A 19492-nucleotide genomic window follows, 5' to 3' on the forward strand; every position below is an offset into this window, starting at 1 on the left:
GGTCTCGCGGCGCGTGGCGGCGGGGTCTCCGCCCGCGGGTTTCCTCCGGACCGGCACCTCGGCTCATCCGCCCGTGCCAGGCTCGCCCGCATGCCCTTCGACCACAACGACCACTACCACCGGCTCCTGCTGCGGAGCCTGCCGCCGGGGGGCCGCACCGCCCTCGACGTCGGCTGCGGCACCGGGCGGTTCGCCCGCCGCCTCGCGGAGCGCGGCTATCAGGTCGACGCGCTCGACCCGTCGGCGGAGGTCATCGCCGAGGCCGAGGCGGCCGGTGGCGGGCCCCGGTTCCGGCGGGCGGACGTGACCGCCGAGGAGCTGCCCGCGAGCCACTACGACGCCGTCACCTGTCTGGCGAGCCTGCACCACATGCCCTTCGGCACCGTCACCCGGCTGCGCGACGCCCTCGCCCCCGGCGGCACGCTGCTCGTCCTCGGCTGCCACGCCGGGACGACGGCGTGGGACGTGGTGGCCTCGCCCGCCAACGCGGTGGCCCGGGTGGCGGTCTTCGCGGGCGAGCGCCTGCGCGGCGCGCACCCGCCCCCGCTCAAGGCGCCCGTGCGGCAGCCGGACATGACGCTGCCGCAGATCCGGGCCGAGGCGGCCCGCCTCCTGCCCGGCAGTCGCGTACGCCAACTGCTGTTCTGGCGCTACTTGTTGACGTACCGGAAGCCGACGGAGCGGACCTAGACCAGCTCGACCGACTCGAAGCGCCACCGGTGCACCGCGCGCGTCACCAACTCCGGCGCGGGCTCCGGGATTTCGGGGAGCTCGGCGTCGAGTTCCGCGTCCCACCAGGTGATGACGAGCACCCGGTCCTGCGGTGCCTGGAAGGTCTCGCGGCGGACCGGGGCGCCGTCGAGCCGCTGGGACCGGGCCCAGTCGAGCAGTTCGCCGCCGCGCCCCTCCGCCGCCCGGGCCTCCCACATCAGCGCGACCGTCATGAGTAGAGGTTCTCCTTGCTGACCTCGTGCACGTGGTCGTGGTCGTGACCGTGCGTGTGCCCCGGCACGTGCGGCTCCGTCACCGGCAGCGAGGAGTCCGCCGACAGGTCCCAGGACGAGGCCGCCCGGTTGCGGGCCACCATCTCGGCGCCGAGGGCCGCGACCATCGCGCCGTTGTCCGTGCAGAGCTTGGGGCGCGGCACGCGCAGCCGGATGCCCGCCTTCTCGCACCGCTCCTGGGCGAGGGCGCGAAGCCGCGAGTTGGCGGCCACGCCACCGCCGATCATGAGGTGGTCGACGCCCTCGTCCTTGCAGGCCCGTACGGCCTTGCGGGTCAGCACGTCGACGACCGCCTCCTGGAAGGACGCCGACACGTCCCGTACCGGCACCTCCTCGCCGGCGGCCCGCTTCGCCTCGATCCAGCGGGCGACGGACGTCTTCAGACCCGAGAAGGAGAAGTCGTACGCCGCGTCGCGCGGTCCGGTGAGCCCGCGCGGGAAGGCGATGGCCGCCGGGTCGCCCTCGCGCGCGTAGCGGTCGATGACCGGGCCGCCCGGGAAGCCGAGGTTCAGCACCCGCGCGATCTTGTCGAAGGCCTCGCCCGCGGCGTCGTCGATGGTCGAGCCGAGCGGCCGCACGTCCGAGGTGATGTCCGAGGAGAGCAGCAGCGAGGAGTGGCCGCCGGAGACGAGCAGCGCCATGGTCGGCTCGGGCAGCGGCCCGTGCTCCAGCTGGTCGACGCAGATGTGCGAGGCGAGGTGGTTGACGCCGTAGAGCGGCTTGCCGAGCGCGTACGCGTACGCCTTGGCCGCCGAGACGCCGACGAGCAGCGCGCCGGCGAGGCCGGGCCCCGCGGTCACCGCGATGCCGTCGAGGTCCTTCGCGCTCACGCCCGCGTCCTTCAGGGCGCGCTGGATGGTCGGCACCATCGCTTCGAGGTGCGCGCGGGAGGCGACCTCGGGCACGACGCCGCCGAAGCGCGCGTGTTCGTCGACGCTGGAGGCGACGGCGTCGGCGAGCAGAGTGGTGCCGCGGACGATGCCGACGCCGGTCTCGTCGCAGGAGGTCTCGATGCCGAGGACGAGGGGTTCGTCGCGCGAGTCAGCCATGAATCTCGGTTCCTTGTACGCCGGATACGGAGGTGGAGGGATCGGTGCGGCGCATGACCAGGGCGTCCACGTTGCCGGGCTGGTAGTAGCCGCGCCTGAAGCCGATGGGCTCGAAGCCGAACCGCTCGTACAGCTTCTGCGCCCGGGTGTTGTCGACCCGCACTTCCAGCATGACCTCGGCGCACTCGAAGGCGGTCGCGGCCTGCAGCAGGTCGGTGAGGAGCCGGGCACCGAGCCCGGTGCCCCAGTGGTCGCGGGCGACGGCGATGGTCTGGACGTCGGCGAGGTCGCCGGACGCGGCGAGGCCCGCGTACCCGACGAGCCGGTCGCCGTCGACGGCGACCACGTAGCGCCGGGTGGCGAGCGGGCCGCGCGCGTGGGCCAGCTCCGACCAGAACATCCCGCGTGACCAGGCGTCGTCCGGGAAGAGCTCCTTCTCCAGGGCGAACACCGCCTCGATGTCCCACCAGCGCATCTCACGGAGCACGGCGGCCTCGGTCGCCCGGGTCGGCTGGGTCACTTGGGGGTGACCACCTTGTAGTTCTTGGGCACCTGCGCGTCGGGCCGGCGCAGATAGAGCGGCCGGGGCTCCAGGAGCTCCTCGCCCGCCGCCAGCCGCTCGGCGGCCAGGGACGCGAGCGCGCCGGCCGAGACGTGCTCGGGGGCGCGGGCGTCGGGGAAGGTGTCGGGGTAGAGCAGCGCGCCCGCGCCGACCGCGGGCAGGCCCGCCACCTCGGCGGCGATGTCGGCGGGCCGGTCGACCGCGGCTTCACCCGAACGGGTGCGCACGTCGTCGTAGCGCGCCCAGTACACCTCCTTGCGGCGGGCGTCGGTGGCCACCACGAAGGGGCCCTCCTCGATGCCCGAGGCGTACGCGAGGCCGTCCAGCGTGCACACGCCGTGCACCGGGACGCCGAGGGCGAGGCCGAAGGTGTCGGCGGTCATCAGGCCGACGCGCAGTCCGGTGTAGGGGCCGGGGCCCACCCCGGCGACGATGCCGGTCACGGCGTCGAGGCGGAGGCCCGCGTCGGCGAGCACCCGGTCGACGGCCGGTAGCAGCAGTTCTCCGTGCCGCCGGGCGTCGACCTGACTCGACTCCGCGATGACGGAAGAGCCGTCGTGGAGGGCGACGGTGACGGCGGGCGTTGCGGTATCCAGAGCGAGCAAGAGCACGCGAACAGCCTACGGCTCCGGCGCGCGCCGCACGGCCGGTCCGCCGCTGCCGGGGCAAGGGGTGCGGTGGCTGCTAACGTCACTCCGTAGCCGTACGCAGTACGAAAAGGTGGGTGGCGAAGGTGTCAAGGAGCAGCTCGGGATTTGTGGCCGGGCTCACCGCGGCTGCGCTCGCCGCGGTCGGCTTCCTCGCCTACCAGGCGTCGGCCAGCGCGCCGGACGACCTGGGCAAGCACCCCGGCAAGCCCTCCCCCTCGGCCACCGCGCCGCGCTCCCCCAAGGAGAAGGCGAACCCGGCGGCGGTGCCCGCGCAGTCCGGGACCGGCCAGCGGGTCGTGTACTCGGTGAGCGAGGACCGGGTCTGGCTGGTCGAGGAGTCCGGGAAGCTGCAGCTCACGTACAAGGTCACGCCGGGTACGGTCGATCCGGCGCCGGGCACCTACACGGTCGGCTCCCGCACGGGCTCCGTCAAGGGCACGGACGGTGTGGCGATCGAGCACGTCGTGCGGTTCACGTCCGTCGAGGGGACCACGATCGGCTTCAGCGCGGCGGTGGACGGCGCGACGCCGAAGCCGGACCCGTCGAAGCGGACGGGCGGCATCCGCGAGTCGCGGGCGCACGGCAACGCGATGTGGGAGTTCGCGACGCACGGCCGCAAGGTCGTCGTCATCCCCTGACCGGTTGGTTGGGGCGACCGGCCGACCCTCAGCGGCGGAGCCGTCGCTCCCCGGCCGTGGTGTCCTCGCCGGCCGGAGCACCGGTCGGTGGGCCGGACGGAGCGCGGGGCGGCGTGGAGACCGCCGTGGCCGCGGCGCAGGACGCCAGCAGATCGCTCATCGACAGCTGCGACGGCTCCGGTGCGCCCGAGGGCCCCGGCAGCCGGGGCGACCGCGGCTGTACGTCACGTTCTGAAGCCGACATGGATGCCTCCTGGGCGCTCCGGGGGCAGACGTGGTTAGGTAGACCTAACCAGTGCTGGCATCCATGTGACCACGTGCGACGCGCGCAACGCAACATTTTGCCGACGCGTTGTCGGAACGTTCGGGCGAACGTACGAGGGCAGGCCGCGGCACGCCCGTACGCGCCCCCGTATGCCCGTATCCCGGCCTCGGGCCGCCGGCGAGATCCCGTATCCGGGCGTCAGGCCGCCGGCGGCATCCCCGTATCCCGGCCTCAAGCCGCCAGCGACGCCAGGTCCGCGTCCACCCAGCGCTGCCCGAGCCCGGTGAGGGTCACCGCGCGCACCTCGTCCGTGGTGTCCCCGGTCGCCCGGTCGATGACGACGTGCAGCCGGTCGTCGGAGAGCTCCTCGACCTTGCCGTCGCCCCACTCCACGACGATCACCGACTCCGGCAGGGAGACGTCGAGGTCGAGGTCCTCCATCTCGTCGAGCCCGCCGCCCAGGCGGTACGCGTCGACGTGCACCAGCGCGGGTCCGGCGCCGAGCGGCGGGTGCACGCGGGCGATGACGAAGGTCGGGGAGGTGACGGCGCCGCGCACGCCGAGGCCCTCGCCCAGGCCGCGGGTGAGCGTCGTCTTGCCTGCGCCGAGCTCACCGGTGAGCATGACGAGGTCGCCGGGGCGCAGGATCTTGGCCAGACGGCGGCCCAACTCGCCCATCTGTGCGGGGGAGTTGACCGTGATCTTCAGTACGCCTGCGGGTGCCTGGTGGTGCGGTGCTTCCATGACGACCACGGTAGCGGCTGCGCGCCGCCGCCCGGTCCCCCGACGTCAGCCGCCGGCGCCCTTGGAGCCCGTCCTCGAACCCCCGTCGCCCGCGCGAACGGCCGCCGGGACCGCGCCCGCCCGCACCAGCAGGTCCGCGAGGCGGTCCATGACGACCTCCGGGTGCTCCAGCATGACCATGTGCCCGGCGTCCGGTACCAGGACCAGCTCGGCGTCGGGCAGCCGCTGGGCGATCGCCTCGCTGTGCTCGCTCGGCGTGACCAGGTCCTTGTCCCCGGCCAGGACGAGCACCGGCAGGTCGGCGAAGTGCTTGAGCGCCTCCGCCTTGTCGTGCTCGGCGAACGCCGGGTAGAACTCCGCGACCACGTCGATCGGCGTCGCCTCGATCATCCGCTCCGCGAAGCGGGCGATGGCCGGGTCCACGTCCCTGCGCGAGAACGAGTACCGCTTGATGACACCGGCGAAGAGGTCCGCGGTGGCCCGCCGCCCCTTCTCCACCAGTTCCGCCTGCGAGCCGAGCGCCCGCAGCACGCCGGGCAGCACCCGCCGCACCGCGTTCATGCCCGCCACCGGCAGCCCGAAGTTCACCTGACCGAGCTGCCCCGACGAGGTCCCCACGAGCGCCACGCCCACCACCCGCTCGCGGATCAGCTCCGGGAACTGGTCGGCAAGCGCCATGGTCGTCATGCCGCCCATCGAGTGCCCGACGAGGACCAGCGGCCCCTCGGGTGCCGCCGCGTCGATGACGGCCTTCAGGTCGCGGCCGAGCTGGTCGATGGAGACCGGCGCGCCCCGCTCCAGCTGGTCGACGCCGCGCGCCGAGCGGGCGTGACTGCGCTGGTCCCAGTAGACCGCGCGCACGACACCGCGCAGGGCCGCCCGCTGGAAGTGCCAGGAGTCCTGGCTCAGGCAGTAGCCGTGGCTGAAGACGACGGTGACCGGCGCGGGCGCCCGGCGGCCGAAGAGACGGCGCCGCCGCGCGGCCTGGTCGCTGTCGGCCTCGACCTCCTCGACCTCGTAGGAGAGCTCCGTGCCGTCGTCCGCGTACGCCGTGCCGGGCATGCCGCGCAGCGAGCCGTACGGCCCCGAGGCGTCCAGCGCGAGCCGGGCCTTCTTGCGCATGCCGCGGCCCACCGTGAGCCGCTCCATGGCGACGCCCGCCGCCGCGCCCGCGGCGAGCACGCCTATCGCGGCGCCCGCCACCCCGGCCCGGCGCCAGCTCCCCGCCGCGGCGGCGACGTCCGTCACCGCTTCCGCCGCGGCAGCCCCCGTGCTGCTCTCGCTCACGTGCCGCTCCTCGTCCGTTCCTGGTCAGTCGTCGGGCAGGCCGCTCGGCTCAGTCGTCGGGCCGCTCGTTCACATAGACGCGCGGGACGCGCGATCCGATGCGGGCGACGATCTCGTACGCGATGGTGCCCGCCGCCTGCGCCCAGTCCTCGGCGGTCGGCTCGCCGCGGTCGCCGGGGCCGAACAGCACCGCCTCCGCGCCCACTTCGGGCTCGTCCCCGCCGAGGTCCACCACGAACTGGTCCATCGCGATCCGGCCCGCGACCGTCCGCCACTTGCCGGCGACGAGGACCGGGGCGGTGCCGGAGGCGTGCCGCGGGACGCCGTCGCCGTATCCGGCCGGGACGAGCCCGAGCGTCGTCTCACCGGGGGTGACGTAATGGTGGCCGTAGCTCACGCCGTGGCCCGCCGGGGCGTGCTTCACGTGGGCCAGCGAGGCGGTGAGGGTCATGACGGGGCGCAGCCCGAAGTCCTCGGGGGTGCCGACCTCGGGGCTCGGCGAGATCCCGTACATCGCGATGCCGGGACGGACCAGGTCGAAGTGGGTCTCGGGAAGCGTGAGCATCCCCGGCGAGTTGGCGATGTGCCGCACCTCGGGCCGGATGCCGCGGTCCTCGGCGTACGCCACCATCTCGCGGAAGACCGTGAGCTGGGCGGCGATCGAGGGGTGACCCGGCTCGTCGGCGCAGGCGAAGTGCGACCAGAGCCCGGTGACCGTGACCAGCCCGTCCGCCTCGGCGCGCAGCGCCCGGTCGACGAGCTCGGGCCAGTCGGCCGGCATGCAGCCGTTGCGCCCGAGGCCGGTGTCGGCCTTGAGCTGGATACGGGCGGTCCGTCCCGCCGCACGGGCGGCCTCGCACACCTCGCGCAGCGCCCAGAGCGCGCTCACCGACATGTCGAGGTCGGCCTCGACGCCCTCGCGCCAGGGCCCGCCCGGGGTCCACAGCCAGCACATGATCCTGCCGGGCACACCCGCCGCGCGCACGGCGAGGGCCTCCTCGGGGGTGGCGGTACCGATCCAGCCGGCACCCGCCTGCCGGGCGGCCTTGGCACAGGCCACCATCCCGTGCCCGTACGCGTCCGCCTTCAACACGGCCATGAACGCGGCGCCCGGCGCGCGGGCACGCAGCGAGCGCACGTTGGCGCGGAGGGCGCCGAGGTCGATCTCGGCGCGGACACGGAAAGGTGCTGTCTCGTTCATCGCGGACAAGTGTCTCAGAGCCCACGGAGGGGCCCCGCGCACACGGGGCCTGGCCGGCCGGCGGGACGGAGGGGGCGCGGGCGTGGACCGCGGTGGGCCCGGGGCGGATTGGCGCGGCGTGACTTGATCGACCGAGCCGAGGGGCTGGGCGATGGAAGGGGCGCCGGCGTGGATCGCGGCGGGCCCGGGGCGGACTTGGCGCGGCGCGCCTTGGTCGACCGAGCCGAGGGGCTGGGCGATGGAAGGGGCGCCGGCGTGGATCGCGGCGGGCCCCGGGCGGACTTGGCGCGGCGTGGCTTGGTCGACCGAGCCGAGGGGCTCGGCGCGGGCGCGGGGCGTGTCCTCGCGGCTCGGTCGGCCGGCGGCTCGGTGGCGGGGCGGACGAGGGGGCACGTCGGTCTCCGGCGGAGTCGCGGAGAGCGTGCCGCGCTCCGACGCCCCGCGTCCGTCCCTCCGGAGGGGTGACGCCAACGGCGCGTGCGGGGCGGGCCCCGGTCCCTGGTCCGGCCTGAGCCAGAACGGGAGCCCTACCGTCGGCTGACGTCTCGCCACACGGTGGGGATCGCGTCGGCCACGTCCTGGGCGGCCGTGGGGGCGCCGGATGCCGCGTGGCGGCCTGCTAGGCCGTGCAGGTACGCGGCGACGGATCCGGCGTCCCGGGCGCCGAGGCCCGCCGCCAGCAGGGAGCCGGCGAGGCCTGACAGCACGTCGCCGCTGCCCGCCGTGGCCAGCCAGGGCGTCCCCGTCGGATTGACGCGTACGGCTCCCTCGGCCGACGCGATCAACGTGGTGGAGCCCTTCAGGAGCACCGTCGCCCCGTACCGCCGCGCGAGCTCCCGTACGGCCGCGAGCCGCCCCGACTCGACCTCCGCGCGGGCCACGCCGAGCAGCGCGGCGGCCTCGCCGGCGTGCGGGGTGAGCAGGGTGGGCGCGCGCCGCGCCCGTACGTCCCGCTCCCCCGCGAGCCGCAGCCCGTCCGCGTCGATCAGTACGGGCACGTCGGCGGCGACCACGTCCCGCAGCCGCTCCTCGTCGTCGCCGAGGCCCGGCCCCGCGACCCAGGCCTGCACGCGCCCGGCCTTCGACGGCGGCCCCGCGGACACCAGCGTCTCGGGGAAGCGCGCGAGGACGGCGTCCGCGGCGGGCCCCACGTACCGCACGGCGCCCGCGCCGCCGCGCAGCGCGCCCGCCACACAGAGCACGGCGGCGCCCGGGTACCGCGCGGACCCGGCGACGACGCCGACGACACCGCGCCGGTACTTGTCGCTCTCGCCGCCCGGGACGGGCAGCAGCCGCGCCACGTCCGCGTACTGCGGCGCCTCCACCTCCCGTTCGTCGGCGGCGAGTTCGAGCCCGATGTCGACGAGCCGTACGACTCCGGCGTACTCCCGGGCCGGATCGATCAGCAGCCCCGGCTTGTACGCGCCAAAGGTCACCGTCACATCGGCGCGGACGGCCTCGCCCCGTACCTCGCCGGTGTCGGCGTCGACGCCGCTGGGCAGGTCGACGGCGACGATGCGTGCGTCGTCGCGTACGGCGGCGACGAGGCGCGCGGCGGGCTCCCGCAGTCCGCCGCGCCCTCCGATCCCCACGATCCCGTCGACCACGAGCCGGGCCCCGGCGACCACGTCCCGCGCCCGCTCCTCGGTGGCCCGCACGATCGTGCCGCCGGCGGCCCGGAGCGCGGCGAGCCCGCCGGGGTGGGCGCGGTCGGGGTCGAGCAGCACGGCGCTGACGCCGGCGCCTCTGCGGGCCAGCCGCGCGCCCGCGTACAGGGCGTCGCCGCCGTTGTCCCCGCTGCCGACCAGCAGGGTGACGCGGGATCCGTACACCTTGCCGAGCAGCTGCGCGCACTCGACGGCGAGGCCGGCGGCGGCGCGCTGCATCAACATGCCGTCTGGGCCCTGGGCCATGAGCCGCTGCTCGGCGGCCCGCACGTTCTCCACGCTGTACGCATTACGCATCCCCCCAGTCTGCCCCGCCCCGCCGACCGGGTCGCCCGGGTAACCCGGGGAGGTTCTGCTCCCACGTCCACCTGCGCCGACAAACAGCCGCCGCTCCGCGGCGAACACTTCCCACCCACCCACCCGTTCACCCCGCACCGTCCTGCGGGGGTAGGGGCGGGCGGGTAGGCGCACCCCGCGACGTGCGGCTGAGTCGGGGCGGGTGGGCGGGTCCACCCCGCGACGAGCGTGGAGGCAGAGGGCGGGCGCGTGGGCACACCCCGCGACGTGCGGCGGGAGCCGGGGCGGGTGGGCGGTCCACCCCGCGACGTGCGGCGGGAGTCGGGGCGGGTGGGCGGTCCACCCCGCGACATGCGGCGGGAGCCGGGGCGGGTGGGCGGGTCCACCCCGCGTACGCATGGCAGGACTCGGGGCGGGTGGGTGGGTCTACCCAAGCGGCGTACGGCTGGAGTCGAGGCGGGTGGGTGGGTCTACCCAAGCGGCGTACGGCTGGAGTCGAGGCGGGTGGGTGGGCCACCCAAGCGACGTACGGCTGGGGCCGAGGCGGGTGGGTGGGTCTACCCAAGCGGCGTACGGCTGGAGTCGAGGCGGGTGGGTGGGTCCGCCCCGCGATGCACAGCGGGAATCGAGGCGGGTGGGCAGGTGGCGCACCCCGTGACGCGCGCGGCGAGAGTCGGGACGGCGGGCGGGTCTACCTCGCGGCACACCACGAGGGTCGGGGCAGGGGGTGCATCCCGCGATGCGCGCGGGAGCAAGGGTGGGTGGATCTACTCCGCCACGCACCGCGGGAGTCGGGACCGGCAGGTGACCGCACGGCGAGAGTCGGCGCGGGTGGGCAGAGGGGCTCCCCCTTGTGGCTGGCGACGCGGCCCGGGTGACCCCCACCGGGTCGCACCCGCCCACGCTCGCGAGGGGACGTGGGGGTATGTGCGCACGGAGCACCGAGCGCAATCTAGCCCCGCCCTTCACGAGGCGTGGCGAACAGTGGATGGCGAGTACGCACATACCCCCGCGGCCCCGCACCCACAGACGGGCAAGAGGCGCAGACCCCAGCCCCCACGCCCCCGCACCCCCTCACCCACAAACGGACCCAAAACGCAGCCCCCCACCCCCCACCCCCCAAGGCGCCCCCGCCAGAACCCTCAGCCCTCCGCCACCACCACCGCAGAAGCAACCCCCGCATCATGGCTCAACGACACATGCCACGCCCGCACCCCCAACACCGACGCCCGCTCCGCCACCGTCCCCCTCACCCGGACCCGCGGCTGCCCGCTCTCCTCCACGTACACCTCCGCATCCGTCCACCGCAGCCCCGGCGGCGCCCCCAACGCCTTCGCCAGCGCCTCCTTCGCCGCGAACCGCGCGGCCAGCGAGGCGACCCCGCGCCGCTCCCCGCCCGGCAGCAGCAACTCGCTCTCCAGGAACAGCCGCTCCGCCATCCCGGGCGTCCGCTCCAGCGCCGCCCCGAACCGCTCGATCTCGGCCACATCGATGCCAACCCCGATAATCACGAGAGCACCTTACGAGGACCGCCCCAGCCCCGCAGGGTGACGCACCCCACCCACCACCCCACCCCCCATCCCGTTCAACCAGCCGTAACAATGGACTGTGATCTCTTCGGTCTCTGTGCCAGCGACGGCACCGCGGAGCGCCCACCGGCCCAAGCCGGAGGCGACTCCCTACGTCGACCTCACCCGCACCGAGTGGAGCGCGCTTCGCGAGAAGACGCCCCTCCCCCTCACCGCGGAGGAGGTGGAACAACTGCGCGGCCTCGGCGACGTCATCGACCTGGACGAGGTCCGCGACATCTATCTCCCGCTCTCCCGTCTCCTGAACCTCTACGTCGGCGCGACGGACGGCCTGCGCGGCGCCCTCAACACCTTCCTCGGCGAGAAGGGCTCCCAGTCGGGGACGCCCTTCGTCATAGGAGTCGCCGGCTCCGTGGCGGTCGGCAAGTCCACCGTCGCCCGCCTCCTCCAGGCCCTGCTCTCCCGCTGGCCGGAACACCCCCGCGTGGAGCGCGTCACGACGGACGGCTTCCTGCTGCCCACCAAGGAGCTGCAGGCCCGCGGCCTGATGTCCCGCAAGGGGTTCCCCGAGTCGTACGACCGCCGCGCCCTCACCCGTTTCGTCGCCGACATCAAGGCGGGCAAGGACGAGGTCACGGCGCCCGTCTACTCCCACCTGATCTACGACATCGTGCCGGACCGGCGCCTCACGGTCCGCCGCCCCGACATCCTCATCGTGGAGGGGCTGAACGTCCTGCAGCCCGCCCTCCCCGGCAAGGACGGCCGCACCCGCGTGGGCCTCGCCGACTACTTCGACTTCAGCGTGTACGTGGACGCCCGCGCCGACGACATCGAGCGCTGGTACCTGAACCGCTTCAAGAAGCTGCGCCAGACGGCGTTCCAGGACCCGTCCTCGTACTTCCGCAAGTACACCCAGGTGTCGGAGGAGGAGGCCCTCGACTACGCCCGCACCACCTGGCGCACGATCAACAAGCTCAACCTCGTCGAGAACGTCGCCCCCACCCGCAGCCGCGCCACCCTCGTCGTCCGCAAGGGCCCCGACCACAAGGTGCAGCGCCTGAGCCTGCGCAAGCTGTGACCGTACCCCGTACCCGCACGCTCCGACCGTCGCCCCCCGCTAACCTGCGCACATGCTGCACCTGCGCCTGATCACCCCACCCGCCGGGACCGACGCCGTGGTCCGTCTGATCGAGACCACGGTCGGCGCCACCCACCTCGCGGTGCTGCCGGGCGCCGCCCGCACCCCGGCGGGCGACGTGGTCATGTGCGACGTGGCCCGTGAGGCGGCCGACGAGCTGATCGGCGGCCTGCGCGCACTCGGCATCGACGAGTCGGGCTCGATCGCGGTGGAGAACATCGACCTGTCGCTGTCCCAGCGCGCGGACCAGGCGGAGGAGGACGCCCCGGGCGAGGGCGCGGACGCGGTCCTGTGGGAGCACCTCACCGACGCGACGCACGAGGAGTCGACGCTCTCGGTCACCTACGTCGCGTTCCTCACCATCGCCACGATGATCGCCGCCTGCGGCGTCGTGCTCGACAACGCGATCCTGATCGTCGGCGCGATGGCGGTGGGCCCGGAGTTCGGCCCGCTCGCGGGGTTCTGCACGGCGCTGGTGCGGCGCGCGCCCCGGCTCGCGGCGCGCTCGCTGACCGCGCTGCTCGTGGGCTTCGCCGCCGCGATGGTGGTGACCGTCGGGTTCAGCTACGCGATGGACGCGATGAACCTGTTCAGTGACGCCGCCCTGAAGGCGGAGCGCCCGAACACGAACTTCATCTACCGGCCGGACTGGTTCTCGTTCGTGGTGGCGGTCCTCGCGGGCGCCGCGGGCATGCTCTCGCTCACCTCGGCGAAGTCGGGCGCCCTGGTCGGCGTGGCGATCTCCGTGACGACGGTCCCCGCGGCGGCGAACGCCGCGGTCGCCTTCAGCTACGGCGAGTACAAGCAGGCCTGGGGCTCGACGGAACAGCTCCTGCTGAACCTGCTCGGCATCGTCCTCGCCGGTACGGCGACGCTGCTGGCCCAGAAACTCCTCTGGGCCGAGCAGCGCCGCCGGACGGCCAGAACGTCACACGGCGCCCGGCCCGACCACGGCGCCTAGCCCAGCGCCGACTTCACCACGTCGGCGAGCCGCCCCGCCACGGACCGCGCCTGCTCGATGTCGGCGGCCTCGACCATGACCCGCACCAGCGGCTCCGTACCGGAGGGGCGCAGCAGCACCCGGCCCGTGGAGCCCAGCTCGCGCTCGGCCTCGGTGACGGCGGCCGACAGCTCCGGCGAGGTCTTCACGCGGGACTTGTCGACGTCGGGGACGTTGATGAGGACCTGCGGAAGCCGCTCCATGACGCTCGCCAGCTCCGCGAGCGAGCGCCCGGTCTCGGCGACCCGCGCCGCGAGGAGCAGGCCGGTCAGCGTGCCGTCACCCGTGGTCGCGTGGTCGAGGATGATCACGTGCCCGGACTGCTCGCCGCCGAGGGCGTAGCCGTGCTCCTTCATGGACTCCAACACGTACCGGTCGCCGACGGCGGTCTGCACCAGGGACAGCCCCTGGCCCTCCATCGCGAGCTTGAAGCCGAGGTTGGACATGACCGTGGCGACAACGGTGTCGTGGCGCAGCGTGCCGTGCTCCCGCATGGCGAGGGCGAGCACGGCGAGGATCTGGTCGCCGTCGACCTCTTCGCCGTTGCCGTCCACCGCGAGGCAGCGGTCCGCGTCCCCGTCGTGCGCGACGCCGAAGTCGGCCTTGTGCTCGACGACGGCGGCCTTGAGCAGCTCCAGGTGCGTGGAGCCGCACCCGTCGTTGATGTTCAGGCCGTCCGGCTGGGCGCCGATCGTGATGACCTCGGCGCCGGCGCGCGCGAAGGCCTCCGGCGAGACGCGGGCGGCGGCGCCGTGCGCCTCGTCGAGGACGATCTTCAGCCCGTCGAGACGGTTCGGCAGGACCCCGATGAGGTGCGCGACGTACTGGTCGAGTCCCTGGTCGTAGGAGGTCACGCGGCCGACGCCGGAGCCGGTGGGCCGCTGCCACGGGGCGCCGGTGCGGTGCTCCTCGTAGACGGACTCGATGCGGTCCTCCAGCTCGTCGGCGAGCTTGTGGCCGCCGCGGGCGAAGAACTTGATGCCGTTGTCCGGCATGGCGTTGTGGCTCGCGGAGAGCATCACGCCGAGGTCGGCGCCCAGCGCACCGGTGAGATGGGCCACCGCGGGGGTGGGCAGCACACCGACGCGCAGGACGTCCACGCCCGCGCTCGCGAGGCCCGCGACCACCGCTGCCTCCAGGAACTCCCCGGACGCGCGCGGGTCACGCCCGACCACCGCCACCGGGCGATGGCCTTCAAAGGTGCCCACCTCGGCCAGTACGTGCGCCGCCGCCACGGAGAGTCCGAGCGCGAGCTCGGCCGTCAGATCCGCGTTGGCGACACCACGCACGCCGTCCGTGCCGAAGAGTCGTCCCACTGCTGTCCTCCGAACGTTCCAAAAAACCAATGGACCCCCGGGAAGAGAGTCCCAGAGTCAAGACAGTTCCGGGGCCACGGGGGTTCCTGATAGACGAACGCCCCGGCAGCACGGTGAGTGCCGCCGGGGCGAACGAGAAGTACTGCAGGCAGCGATCAGCGCTTGCTGTACTGCGGGGCCTTGCGGGCCTTCTTGAGACCGGCCTTCTTGCGCTCGACCGCACGGTCGTCACGCTTGAGGTAACCGGCCTTCTTCAGGGCGCCGCGGTTGTTCTCGACGTCGGCCTCGTTCAGCGCACGGGCGACACCGAGACGGAGCGCACCGGCCTGACCGGAGACGCCGCCACCCGAGATGCGGGCGATGACGTCGTAGCGGTTGTCGAGCTCGAGCACCTTGAAGGGCTCGTTGACTTCCTGCTGGTGGACCTTGTTCGGGAAGTAGTCCTCGAGCGTGCGCCCGTTGACCTTCCACTTGCCGGTGCCCGGGACGATCCGGACGCGGGCGATGGCGTTCTTGCGACGGCCCAGGCCGGCGGCCGGCTGCGGGTCGCCGAAGCGCGCGGCGTTCGACTCCGAGGTGTACTCGCCCTCGACGGGCGCGTCGGACTCGGTGGTGTACTGCTCGACGTCAACAACCTCGGTCTCTTCGACCGGCTGCTCAACGGTGGTCTCGGCCACGATTCTCCTCAGATTTCTTTTCGTCTTAGGGGGTGGCCGGAACTACTGCGCGACCTGGGTGATCTCGAACGGGACCGGCTGCTGAGCGCCGTGCGGGTGCTGGTCGCCCGCGTAGACCTTCAGCTTCGAGAGCATCTGACGGCCCAGGGTGTTCTTGGGGAGCATGCCCTTGACGGCCTTCTCGACGGCCTTCTCGGGGTTCTTCTCGAGCAGCTCGTCGTAACGGACGGAGCGCAGACCGCCCGGGTAACCGGAGTGGCGGTAGGCCATCTTCTGGGTCTTCTTGTTGCCCGAGAGGTGCACCTTGTCGGCGTTGATGATGACGACGAAGTCACCGGTGTCGACGTGGGGGGCGTAGATCGCCTTGTGCTTGCCCCGCAGGAGGGAGGCGGCGGTGGTCGCCAGACGCCCCAGGACGATGTCCTGGGCGTCGATGACGTGCCACTGACGGGTCACATCGCCGGGCTTAGGGCTGTACGTACGCACTTCGTAGCCTTCGCTTCTTCAGTGGATGGGGTCCAGACACACGGCACCCAGGAAGCGATCATGCAGCTGGGGCTCACAATGCCGGGGACGCTGCCCGTATGCGAGCCACTGGTAACTGCTCCAGGGAACCTACGTATGGGCCCTTCGCGTGAGAACGATGACACCAATACGCATAACAGTCTCCGAGAGTACCCGTGCCGCCCTGTACGGGTCAAAACGCGGTCCCGGAGACCGCACCTCACCCGCTCCGGGCCGTCTCCTCCGCCCCGGTCCGCCGCCCCACCGGCACCGCGACGCCGCCCCGCTCCCCCCGCTCACCGGCGCCCGCGCCCGCCACGCACGCCCACCCGGCCGTGCCCGCCAGCACGCACAGCGTCACCGCGTCCTTGAAGGCGCGCCTGGTCGCCGGCTCCAGCCACGGCCAGGTGAAGCCCGGCACCTGCGGCACCAGCGCCACCCAGAACCACGGACTGCGCGCCGCCGCCCCCGGCGTGAGCGCCCCCGCGAGCAGCAGCGGAACCACGACGAGCAGGTAGTGGTCGTACGAGGGACGGGAGACGAGGAAGGCCGAGAGCATCAGCATGGCGGCGCACTCCACCACCCGCGCCGGCCCCTCGTCCCCTCTCCGCCACCGCTGCCGGGCACACCACAGCCCCGCGAGCGCCGCGCACCCGGCGAGCAGCGCGGCACCCGTCTGCGGCACCCCGAGCCGCGCGAGCACCGCGGAGGGCGATGCCTCGTAGAGACGTACGAAGGCGTCGTCGCCCCGGAGCAGGAAGGGCAGGGTCCGGGTGAAGAACCCGGCGGGGTGGGGCAGGGCGAGGGCAGCGGCCGCGGAGACCACCGCGGGCACCCCCACCGCGAGGCCCAGCGCCCGCCACCTGCGGGCCAGGACGAAGAGCAGCACGACGGGCGCGAGCAGCGGCTTCACCGCGACGGCGGCCCCGATGACCAGCCCCGCCGCGGCCCACCGGCCCCGGCACGCGAACAGCAGGGCGAGCGGCAGCGCGGCGGCGGAGCCCGCCGTCCAGTTGCCGAGCTCGACGAGGTGCCCGAACGGCGCGAAGCCGAGCGCGAGCCCGAGCAGGCCGTAGACGGCGAACCTGCTGCCCCACGCGACCCCGTGGATCCGCAGCGCGCACGCCCACCCGGTGACGAGCGCCGCGCTCACCCCGGCGGGCACCAGGTAGCGCACCAGGTCCGCGGGGAGCAGCGCCTGCGGCACCGCGGCCAGTACCGCGCCCGGCAGATAGAGGAAGTGGCGGTCGGCATAGGGAGAGCGGCCGTCGAGCCAGGCCTGCGCGGCCCGCACCACGATCGCGTTGTCCATCCCGCCGCCGGGGACCCGCAGCCCCACCCGGACCACCGCGGCGACCAACACCAGACCGACGATCCACCGGACCTGCCACTCGGCCGGCCGCGACAGCCATCCCGTAACAGCCGTTTTGCCCGTGTTCATGGGGTTCAGGCTAGGCCGGGATCCCCACGCGACCCCCGCTCAACATCCCGGAGTGCCCGTCTAAGATGCGCCCCATGAGCTTTGGGCAAGGGGGACCTCAGTGGGGTCCGGGGGGTACGGGCGGGCCCGGCGGCGGGCCCACGCCCGACTGGGCGGCGCTCGCCGAGGCCTCCGAGGCGCGCACCCGCCGGCGCAAGTGGCTGCTGATCGGCGGCGGCGCTCTCGCCACCGTCGGCATCGCCGCGGCCGTGGCCATCACGGTCGTCTCCGCGAACAGCGACGAGAACACCTCGTCGAACAAGCCCGCGAGCGAGCTGCCGACCGCCGCGGACATCCCCGGCGCGAGCAAGGACTCCGAGCCGTCCTTCGACGCGACGACGCCGCCGCCCCCGCCGGACCCGAAGGACTTCATCTCCAGCGCCAAGAAGGACAAGGCGCCGCTCACCCCCGAGGGCCTCTTCCCCGGCACGTCCCTGCGCTCGGGCGAGCACGTCTACAAGAAGGGCGCGACGGACTCCACCACGAAGTGCACGTCGGTCACCCAGAGCGCCCTCGGCTCGATCCTCGCCAAGAACGACTGCACCCGGCTGATCCGCGCCAGCTACCTCAGGGACGGCGTCGCGGTCACGGTCGGCGTCGCCGTCTTCGACACCACGGCCGACGCCACCAAGGTCAAGGACCAGGTGAAGAAGGGCCTCGTCGACTCCCTCGCCGGCAAGGGCGTGCCGTCCTTCTGCCGTACGGGCGTGTGCCGCGGCACGTACAACTCCTATGGCCGCTATGCCTACTTCACCACCACGGGCTACACCAGCGGCAAGAACGTGACGACCGGCGACCGCAAGGCCTACGGCGTCGGCGACGACCTCGCCCGCTTCGCCTTCCAGCGGATCAACCAGCGGGGCGAGGCACAGGCCTCCGCCGCGGCGCAGGCCCCGCAGTAGCCGTATCCCGTACGGGAAGCGACCCGTACGGGAAGCCGGGGCGGGGTCTCAGCAGCACCCGGCCCCGGGCAGCGTCCGCTTGTTGCGCGCCTCCTTGCTGCGCGCGGCGAGCAACTCGTCGGCGGGGTAGCCCACTTCCTCCAGCGTGAGCCCGTGCGGCCGCACCACGTGCACCGCGGAGTCCCGCACGCCCGCCGCGAGGACCTTCGCCGGCCACTCCACGGGCCGGTGCCCGTCCCCCACGAACAGCATCGCGCCGACCAGCGAGCGCACCATGTTGTGGCAGAAGGCGTCCGCCCGCACGGTGGCCTCGTAGATCCCGTCGGGCCGCCGCTCCCAGCGCAGCTCCTGCAGCGTGCGGATGGTCGTGGCGCCCTCGCGCCGCTTGCAGTACGCCGCGAAGTCGTGCTCCCCGATGAGTCCCCGCGCGGCGGCGTTCATCGCGTCGAGGTCCAACTCCCAGTCGTGCCACAGCACATGGCCGCGCAGCAGCGGGTCGACGCCACCGGGGTGGTCGGTCACGCGGTAGGCGTAGCGCCGCCACACGGCCGAGAACCGCGCGTTGAAGCCGGCCGGCGCCTCCGCGACCTTCCACACCCGCACGTCGTGCGGCAGCCGCCCGGCGAGCCGCCGCAGCAGCTTCTCCCGGTGCTCCTCCCACACGCCCTCCGGCAGATCGACATGGGCGACCTGCCCGCGGGCGTGCACTCCGCTGTCCGTGCGGCCCGCGACGGTCAGCTCGTACGTCTCCTGCGACCGTGTCACGGTCCGCAGCGCGGCCTCGATCTCGCCCTGCACGGTCCGCTGTCCCTGGCGCTGCTTGGCCCAGCCGGAGAAGTCCCTGCCGTCGTACGACAGATCCAACCGCACCCGCACGAACCCGGGCTCTGCTTCGTCACTCACTCGTGGTTCCTCTCCGACAACGAAAAGCGGGCCCACCCCGGCAAGGGGCGGGCCCGCTACGCCCTGAAGGGCAGAACGCCTAGGCGTCCTTCGACTCCTCGGCAGCCTCGTCGGCCTTGGCCGTGTCGACCTTGGCGTCGGTGGCCTCGGCGTCCTTGGCGGAGCGCTTCGTGGCGGCCTCGGCCTCACCGGTGGCCTCCTGGGCCACGGTCAGGGCCTCGACCAGCTCGATGATCGCCATGGGCGCGTTGTCGCCACGACGGTTACCGATCTTGGTGATGCGGGTGTAACCACCGGGGCGGTTCTCGTAGCGCGGGCCGATCTCCGTGAAGAGCGTGTGCACGATGCTCTTGTCGGTGATGACGGACAGCACCTGGCGGCGGTTGTGAAGGTCGCCCTTCTTCGCCTTGGTGACCAGACGCTCCGCGTAGGGACGCAGGCGGCGGGCCTTGGCCTCGGTGGTGGTGATGCGGCCGTACTCGAAGAGCTGCTTGGCGAGGTTCGCCAGCAGAAGCTTCTCGTGCGCAGCGCTGCCGCCCAGACGGGCACCCTTGGTGGGCTTCGGCATGGTGTTTCTCCTCAGTGTCTGCCCCGGCCGTACTAGGTACCGAGGTCAGTGTCCGAGCGGGCGGTCGCCCGTCGGAGATCCGGACGCCGCCCCGAAGGGGCGGGTCCGGAA

At 73.4% G+C, this 19492-nt stretch carries 21 protein-coding genes; 5 read left to right on the forward strand and 16 right to left on the reverse strand.

Annotated features, from left to right (window positions below; all coding sequences use genetic code 11):
- Positions 1-90: 90 nt before the first annotated feature.
- Positions 91-690 carry a class I SAM-dependent methyltransferase gene (locus tag ACZ6CV_RS08140; protein ID WP_469250091.1) on the forward strand — a complete coding sequence of 200 codons (600 nt, stop codon included), beginning with the start codon at positions 91-93 and terminating at the stop codon, positions 688-690.
- Here ACZ6CV_RS08140 and ACZ6CV_RS08145 read toward each other — a convergent pair.
- The 4 genes from ACZ6CV_RS08145 to tsaB are packed head-to-tail and all read right to left on the reverse strand — an operon-like array spanning position 687 to position 3226.
- Positions 687-944 (reverse strand): hypothetical protein, encoded by a 258-nt coding sequence (locus ACZ6CV_RS08145; protein WP_469250092.1) that lies wholly within the window; start codon positions 942-944, stop codon positions 687-689. The genes ACZ6CV_RS08140 and ACZ6CV_RS08145 overlap by 4 nt on opposite strands.
- Entirely contained in the window at positions 941-2053 is a 1113-nt protein-coding gene (gene tsaD / locus ACZ6CV_RS08150) for a tRNA (adenosine(37)-N6)-threonylcarbamoyltransferase complex transferase subunit TsaD (protein WP_362363500.1), read from the reverse strand. The genes ACZ6CV_RS08145 and tsaD overlap by 4 nt, the downstream gene beginning before the upstream one ends.
- The gene (rimI, locus tag ACZ6CV_RS08155) at positions 2046-2528 is read right to left on the reverse strand and encodes a ribosomal protein S18-alanine N-acetyltransferase (RefSeq protein ID WP_355804231.1); all 483 of its coding nucleotides are present in this window, start codon (positions 2526-2528) and stop codon (positions 2046-2048) included. Before rimI ends, tsaD begins: the two co-directional genes overlap by 8 nt.
- A gap of 41 nt (positions 2529-2569) precedes the next feature.
- Complete coding sequence (tsaB, locus tag ACZ6CV_RS08160; RefSeq protein WP_362363497.1) at positions 2570-3226, reverse strand: tRNA (adenosine(37)-N6)-threonylcarbamoyltransferase complex dimerization subunit type 1 TsaB; 657 nt, start codon at positions 3224-3226, stop codon at positions 2570-2572.
- 122 nt (positions 3227-3348) lie between these two features.
- Between tsaB and ACZ6CV_RS08165 the strand changes: the two genes are divergently transcribed.
- Positions 3349-3903, forward strand: a complete 555-nt coding sequence (locus tag ACZ6CV_RS08165) for a hypothetical protein (protein WP_469250093.1) — start codon at positions 3349-3351, stop codon at positions 3901-3903.
- Between the two features lie 28 nt (positions 3904-3931).
- Here ACZ6CV_RS08165 and ACZ6CV_RS08170 read toward each other — a convergent pair whose 3' ends face one another.
- The 6 genes from ACZ6CV_RS08170 to ACZ6CV_RS08195 all read right to left on the reverse strand — a co-directional run bounded on the left by ACZ6CV_RS08170 (position 3932) and on the right by ACZ6CV_RS08195 (position 10875).
- Positions 3932-4147 carry a hypothetical protein gene (locus ACZ6CV_RS08170; RefSeq protein WP_469250094.1) on the reverse strand — a complete coding sequence of 72 codons (216 nt, stop codon included), beginning with the start codon at positions 4145-4147 and terminating at the stop codon, positions 3932-3934.
- Between the two features lie 252 nt (positions 4148-4399).
- Positions 4400-4912: a tRNA (adenosine(37)-N6)-threonylcarbamoyltransferase complex ATPase subunit type 1 TsaE gene (tsaE, locus tag ACZ6CV_RS08175; protein WP_469250095.1), complete on the reverse strand. Its 513-nt coding sequence runs from the start codon at positions 4910-4912 to the stop codon at positions 4400-4402.
- A gap of 45 nt (positions 4913-4957) precedes the next feature.
- The gene (locus ACZ6CV_RS08180; RefSeq protein WP_469250096.1) at positions 4958-6199 is read right to left on the reverse strand and encodes an alpha/beta fold hydrolase; all 1242 of its coding nucleotides are present in this window, start codon (positions 6197-6199) and stop codon (positions 4958-4960) included.
- Positions 6200-6248: 49 nt separating this feature from the next.
- Positions 6249-7400, reverse strand: a complete 1152-nt coding sequence (gene alr / locus ACZ6CV_RS08185) for an alanine racemase (protein ID WP_469250097.1) — start codon at positions 7398-7400, stop codon at positions 6249-6251.
- 527 nt (positions 7401-7927) lie between these two features.
- Complete coding sequence (locus tag ACZ6CV_RS08190) at positions 7928-9364, reverse strand: NAD(P)H-hydrate dehydratase (protein WP_469250098.1); 1437 nt, start codon at positions 9362-9364, stop codon at positions 7928-7930.
- Between the two features lie 1142 nt (positions 9365-10506).
- Positions 10507-10875: a holo-ACP synthase gene (locus ACZ6CV_RS08195; RefSeq protein WP_362363480.1), complete on the reverse strand. Its 369-nt coding sequence runs from the start codon at positions 10873-10875 to the stop codon at positions 10507-10509.
- Between the two features lie 115 nt (positions 10876-10990).
- Here ACZ6CV_RS08195 and coaA point away from each other — a divergent pair, with 115 nt between their 5' ends.
- Together coaA and ACZ6CV_RS08205 are read left to right on the forward strand one after the other, a co-directional pair.
- Positions 10991-11971, forward strand: coding sequence for a type I pantothenate kinase (coaA, locus tag ACZ6CV_RS08200; protein WP_362363477.1), 981 nt, complete (start codon positions 10991-10993; stop codon positions 11969-11971).
- Between the two features lie 52 nt (positions 11972-12023).
- Positions 12024-12992, forward strand: coding sequence for a DUF389 domain-containing protein (locus tag ACZ6CV_RS08205; protein ID WP_469250099.1), 969 nt, complete (start codon positions 12024-12026; stop codon positions 12990-12992).
- Here the strand turns inward: ACZ6CV_RS08205 and glmM are convergent.
- From glmM to ACZ6CV_RS08225, 4 genes are all read right to left on the reverse strand, one after another.
- On the reverse strand, positions 12989-14347 hold the full coding sequence (gene glmM / locus ACZ6CV_RS08210; protein WP_362363471.1) for a phosphoglucosamine mutase: 1359 nt from the start codon (positions 14345-14347) through the stop codon (positions 12989-12991). The genes ACZ6CV_RS08205 and glmM overlap by 4 nt on opposite strands.
- A gap of 155 nt (positions 14348-14502) precedes the next feature.
- Positions 14503-15024 carry a 30S ribosomal protein S9 gene (gene rpsI / locus ACZ6CV_RS08215; RefSeq protein WP_355803815.1) on the reverse strand — a complete coding sequence of 174 codons (522 nt, stop codon included), beginning with the start codon at positions 15022-15024 and terminating at the stop codon, positions 14503-14505.
- A gap of 42 nt (positions 15025-15066) precedes the next feature.
- Positions 15067-15510, reverse strand: coding sequence for a 50S ribosomal protein L13 (rplM, locus tag ACZ6CV_RS08220; RefSeq protein ID WP_362363468.1), 444 nt, complete (start codon positions 15508-15510; stop codon positions 15067-15069).
- Between the two features lie 238 nt (positions 15511-15748).
- On the reverse strand, positions 15749-16969 hold the full coding sequence (locus ACZ6CV_RS08225; protein WP_469250100.1) for a glycosyltransferase family 87 protein: 1221 nt from the start codon (positions 16967-16969) through the stop codon (positions 15749-15751).
- A 74-nt stretch (positions 16970-17043) separates the two neighbouring features.
- On the opposite strand from ACZ6CV_RS08225, the gene ACZ6CV_RS08230 reads away from it, so the two are divergent.
- A complete protein-coding gene (locus ACZ6CV_RS08230; RefSeq protein ID WP_469250101.1) occupies positions 17044-17910 on the forward strand; it encodes a hypothetical protein in 867 nt (288 codons plus the stop codon).
- A gap of 48 nt (positions 17911-17958) precedes the next feature.
- On the opposite strand, the gene truA is transcribed toward ACZ6CV_RS08230, so the two are convergent.
- Both truA and rplQ read right to left on the reverse strand, forming a co-directional pair.
- Positions 17959-18813: a tRNA pseudouridine(38-40) synthase TruA gene (gene truA, locus ACZ6CV_RS08235; RefSeq protein ID WP_469250102.1), complete on the reverse strand. Its 855-nt coding sequence runs from the start codon at positions 18811-18813 to the stop codon at positions 17959-17961.
- Between the two features lie 79 nt (positions 18814-18892).
- Positions 18893-19381, reverse strand: coding sequence for a 50S ribosomal protein L17 (rplQ, locus tag ACZ6CV_RS08240; RefSeq protein ID WP_358712079.1), 489 nt, complete (start codon positions 19379-19381; stop codon positions 18893-18895).
- Positions 19382-19492 lie beyond the last annotated feature (111 nt).

The sequence above is a fragment of the Streptomyces sp. NPDC041713 genome, assembly GCF_055591085.1.

Excerpts from the sequence above, each read along its gene's own strand:
- ACZ6CV_RS08140 (WP_469250091.1), top strand. The coding sequence starts at position 91 with ATGCCCTTCGACCACAACGACCACTACCACCGGCTCCTGCTGCGGAGC.
- ACZ6CV_RS08145 (WP_469250092.1), bottom strand. The coding sequence starts at position 944 with ATGACGGTCGCGCTGATGTGGGAGGCCCGGGCGGCGGAGGGGCGCGGC.
- tsaD (WP_362363500.1), bottom strand. The coding sequence starts at position 2,053 with ATGGCTGACTCGCGCGACGAACCCCTCGTCCTCGGCATCGAGACCTCC.
- rimI (WP_355804231.1), bottom strand. The coding sequence starts at position 2,528 with ATGCGCTGGTGGGACATCGAGGCGGTGTTCGCCCTGGAGAAGGAGCTC.
- ACZ6CV_RS08170 (WP_469250094.1), bottom strand. The coding sequence starts at position 4,147 with ATGTCGGCTTCAGAACGTGACGTACAGCCGCGGTCGCCCCGGCTGCCG.
- tsaE (WP_469250095.1), bottom strand. The coding sequence starts at position 4,912 with ATGGAAGCACCGCACCACCAGGCACCCGCAGGCGTACTGAAGATCACG.
- alr (WP_469250097.1), bottom strand. The coding sequence starts at position 7,400 with ATGAACGAGACAGCACCTTTCCGTGTCCGCGCCGAGATCGACCTCGGC.
- ACZ6CV_RS08190 (WP_469250098.1), bottom strand. The coding sequence starts at position 9,364 with ATGCGTAATGCGTACAGCGTGGAGAACGTGCGGGCCGCCGAGCAGCGG.
- ACZ6CV_RS08205 (WP_469250099.1), top strand. The coding sequence starts at position 12,024 with ATGCTGCACCTGCGCCTGATCACCCCACCCGCCGGGACCGACGCCGTG.
- ACZ6CV_RS08225 (WP_469250100.1), bottom strand. The coding sequence starts at position 16,969 with ATGAACACGGGCAAAACGGCTGTTACGGGATGGCTGTCGCGGCCGGCC.
- ACZ6CV_RS08230 (WP_469250101.1), top strand. The coding sequence starts at position 17,044 with ATGAGCTTTGGGCAAGGGGGACCTCAGTGGGGTCCGGGGGGTACGGGC.
- rplQ (WP_358712079.1), bottom strand. The coding sequence starts at position 19,381 with ATGCCGAAGCCCACCAAGGGTGCCCGTCTGGGCGGCAGCGCTGCGCAC.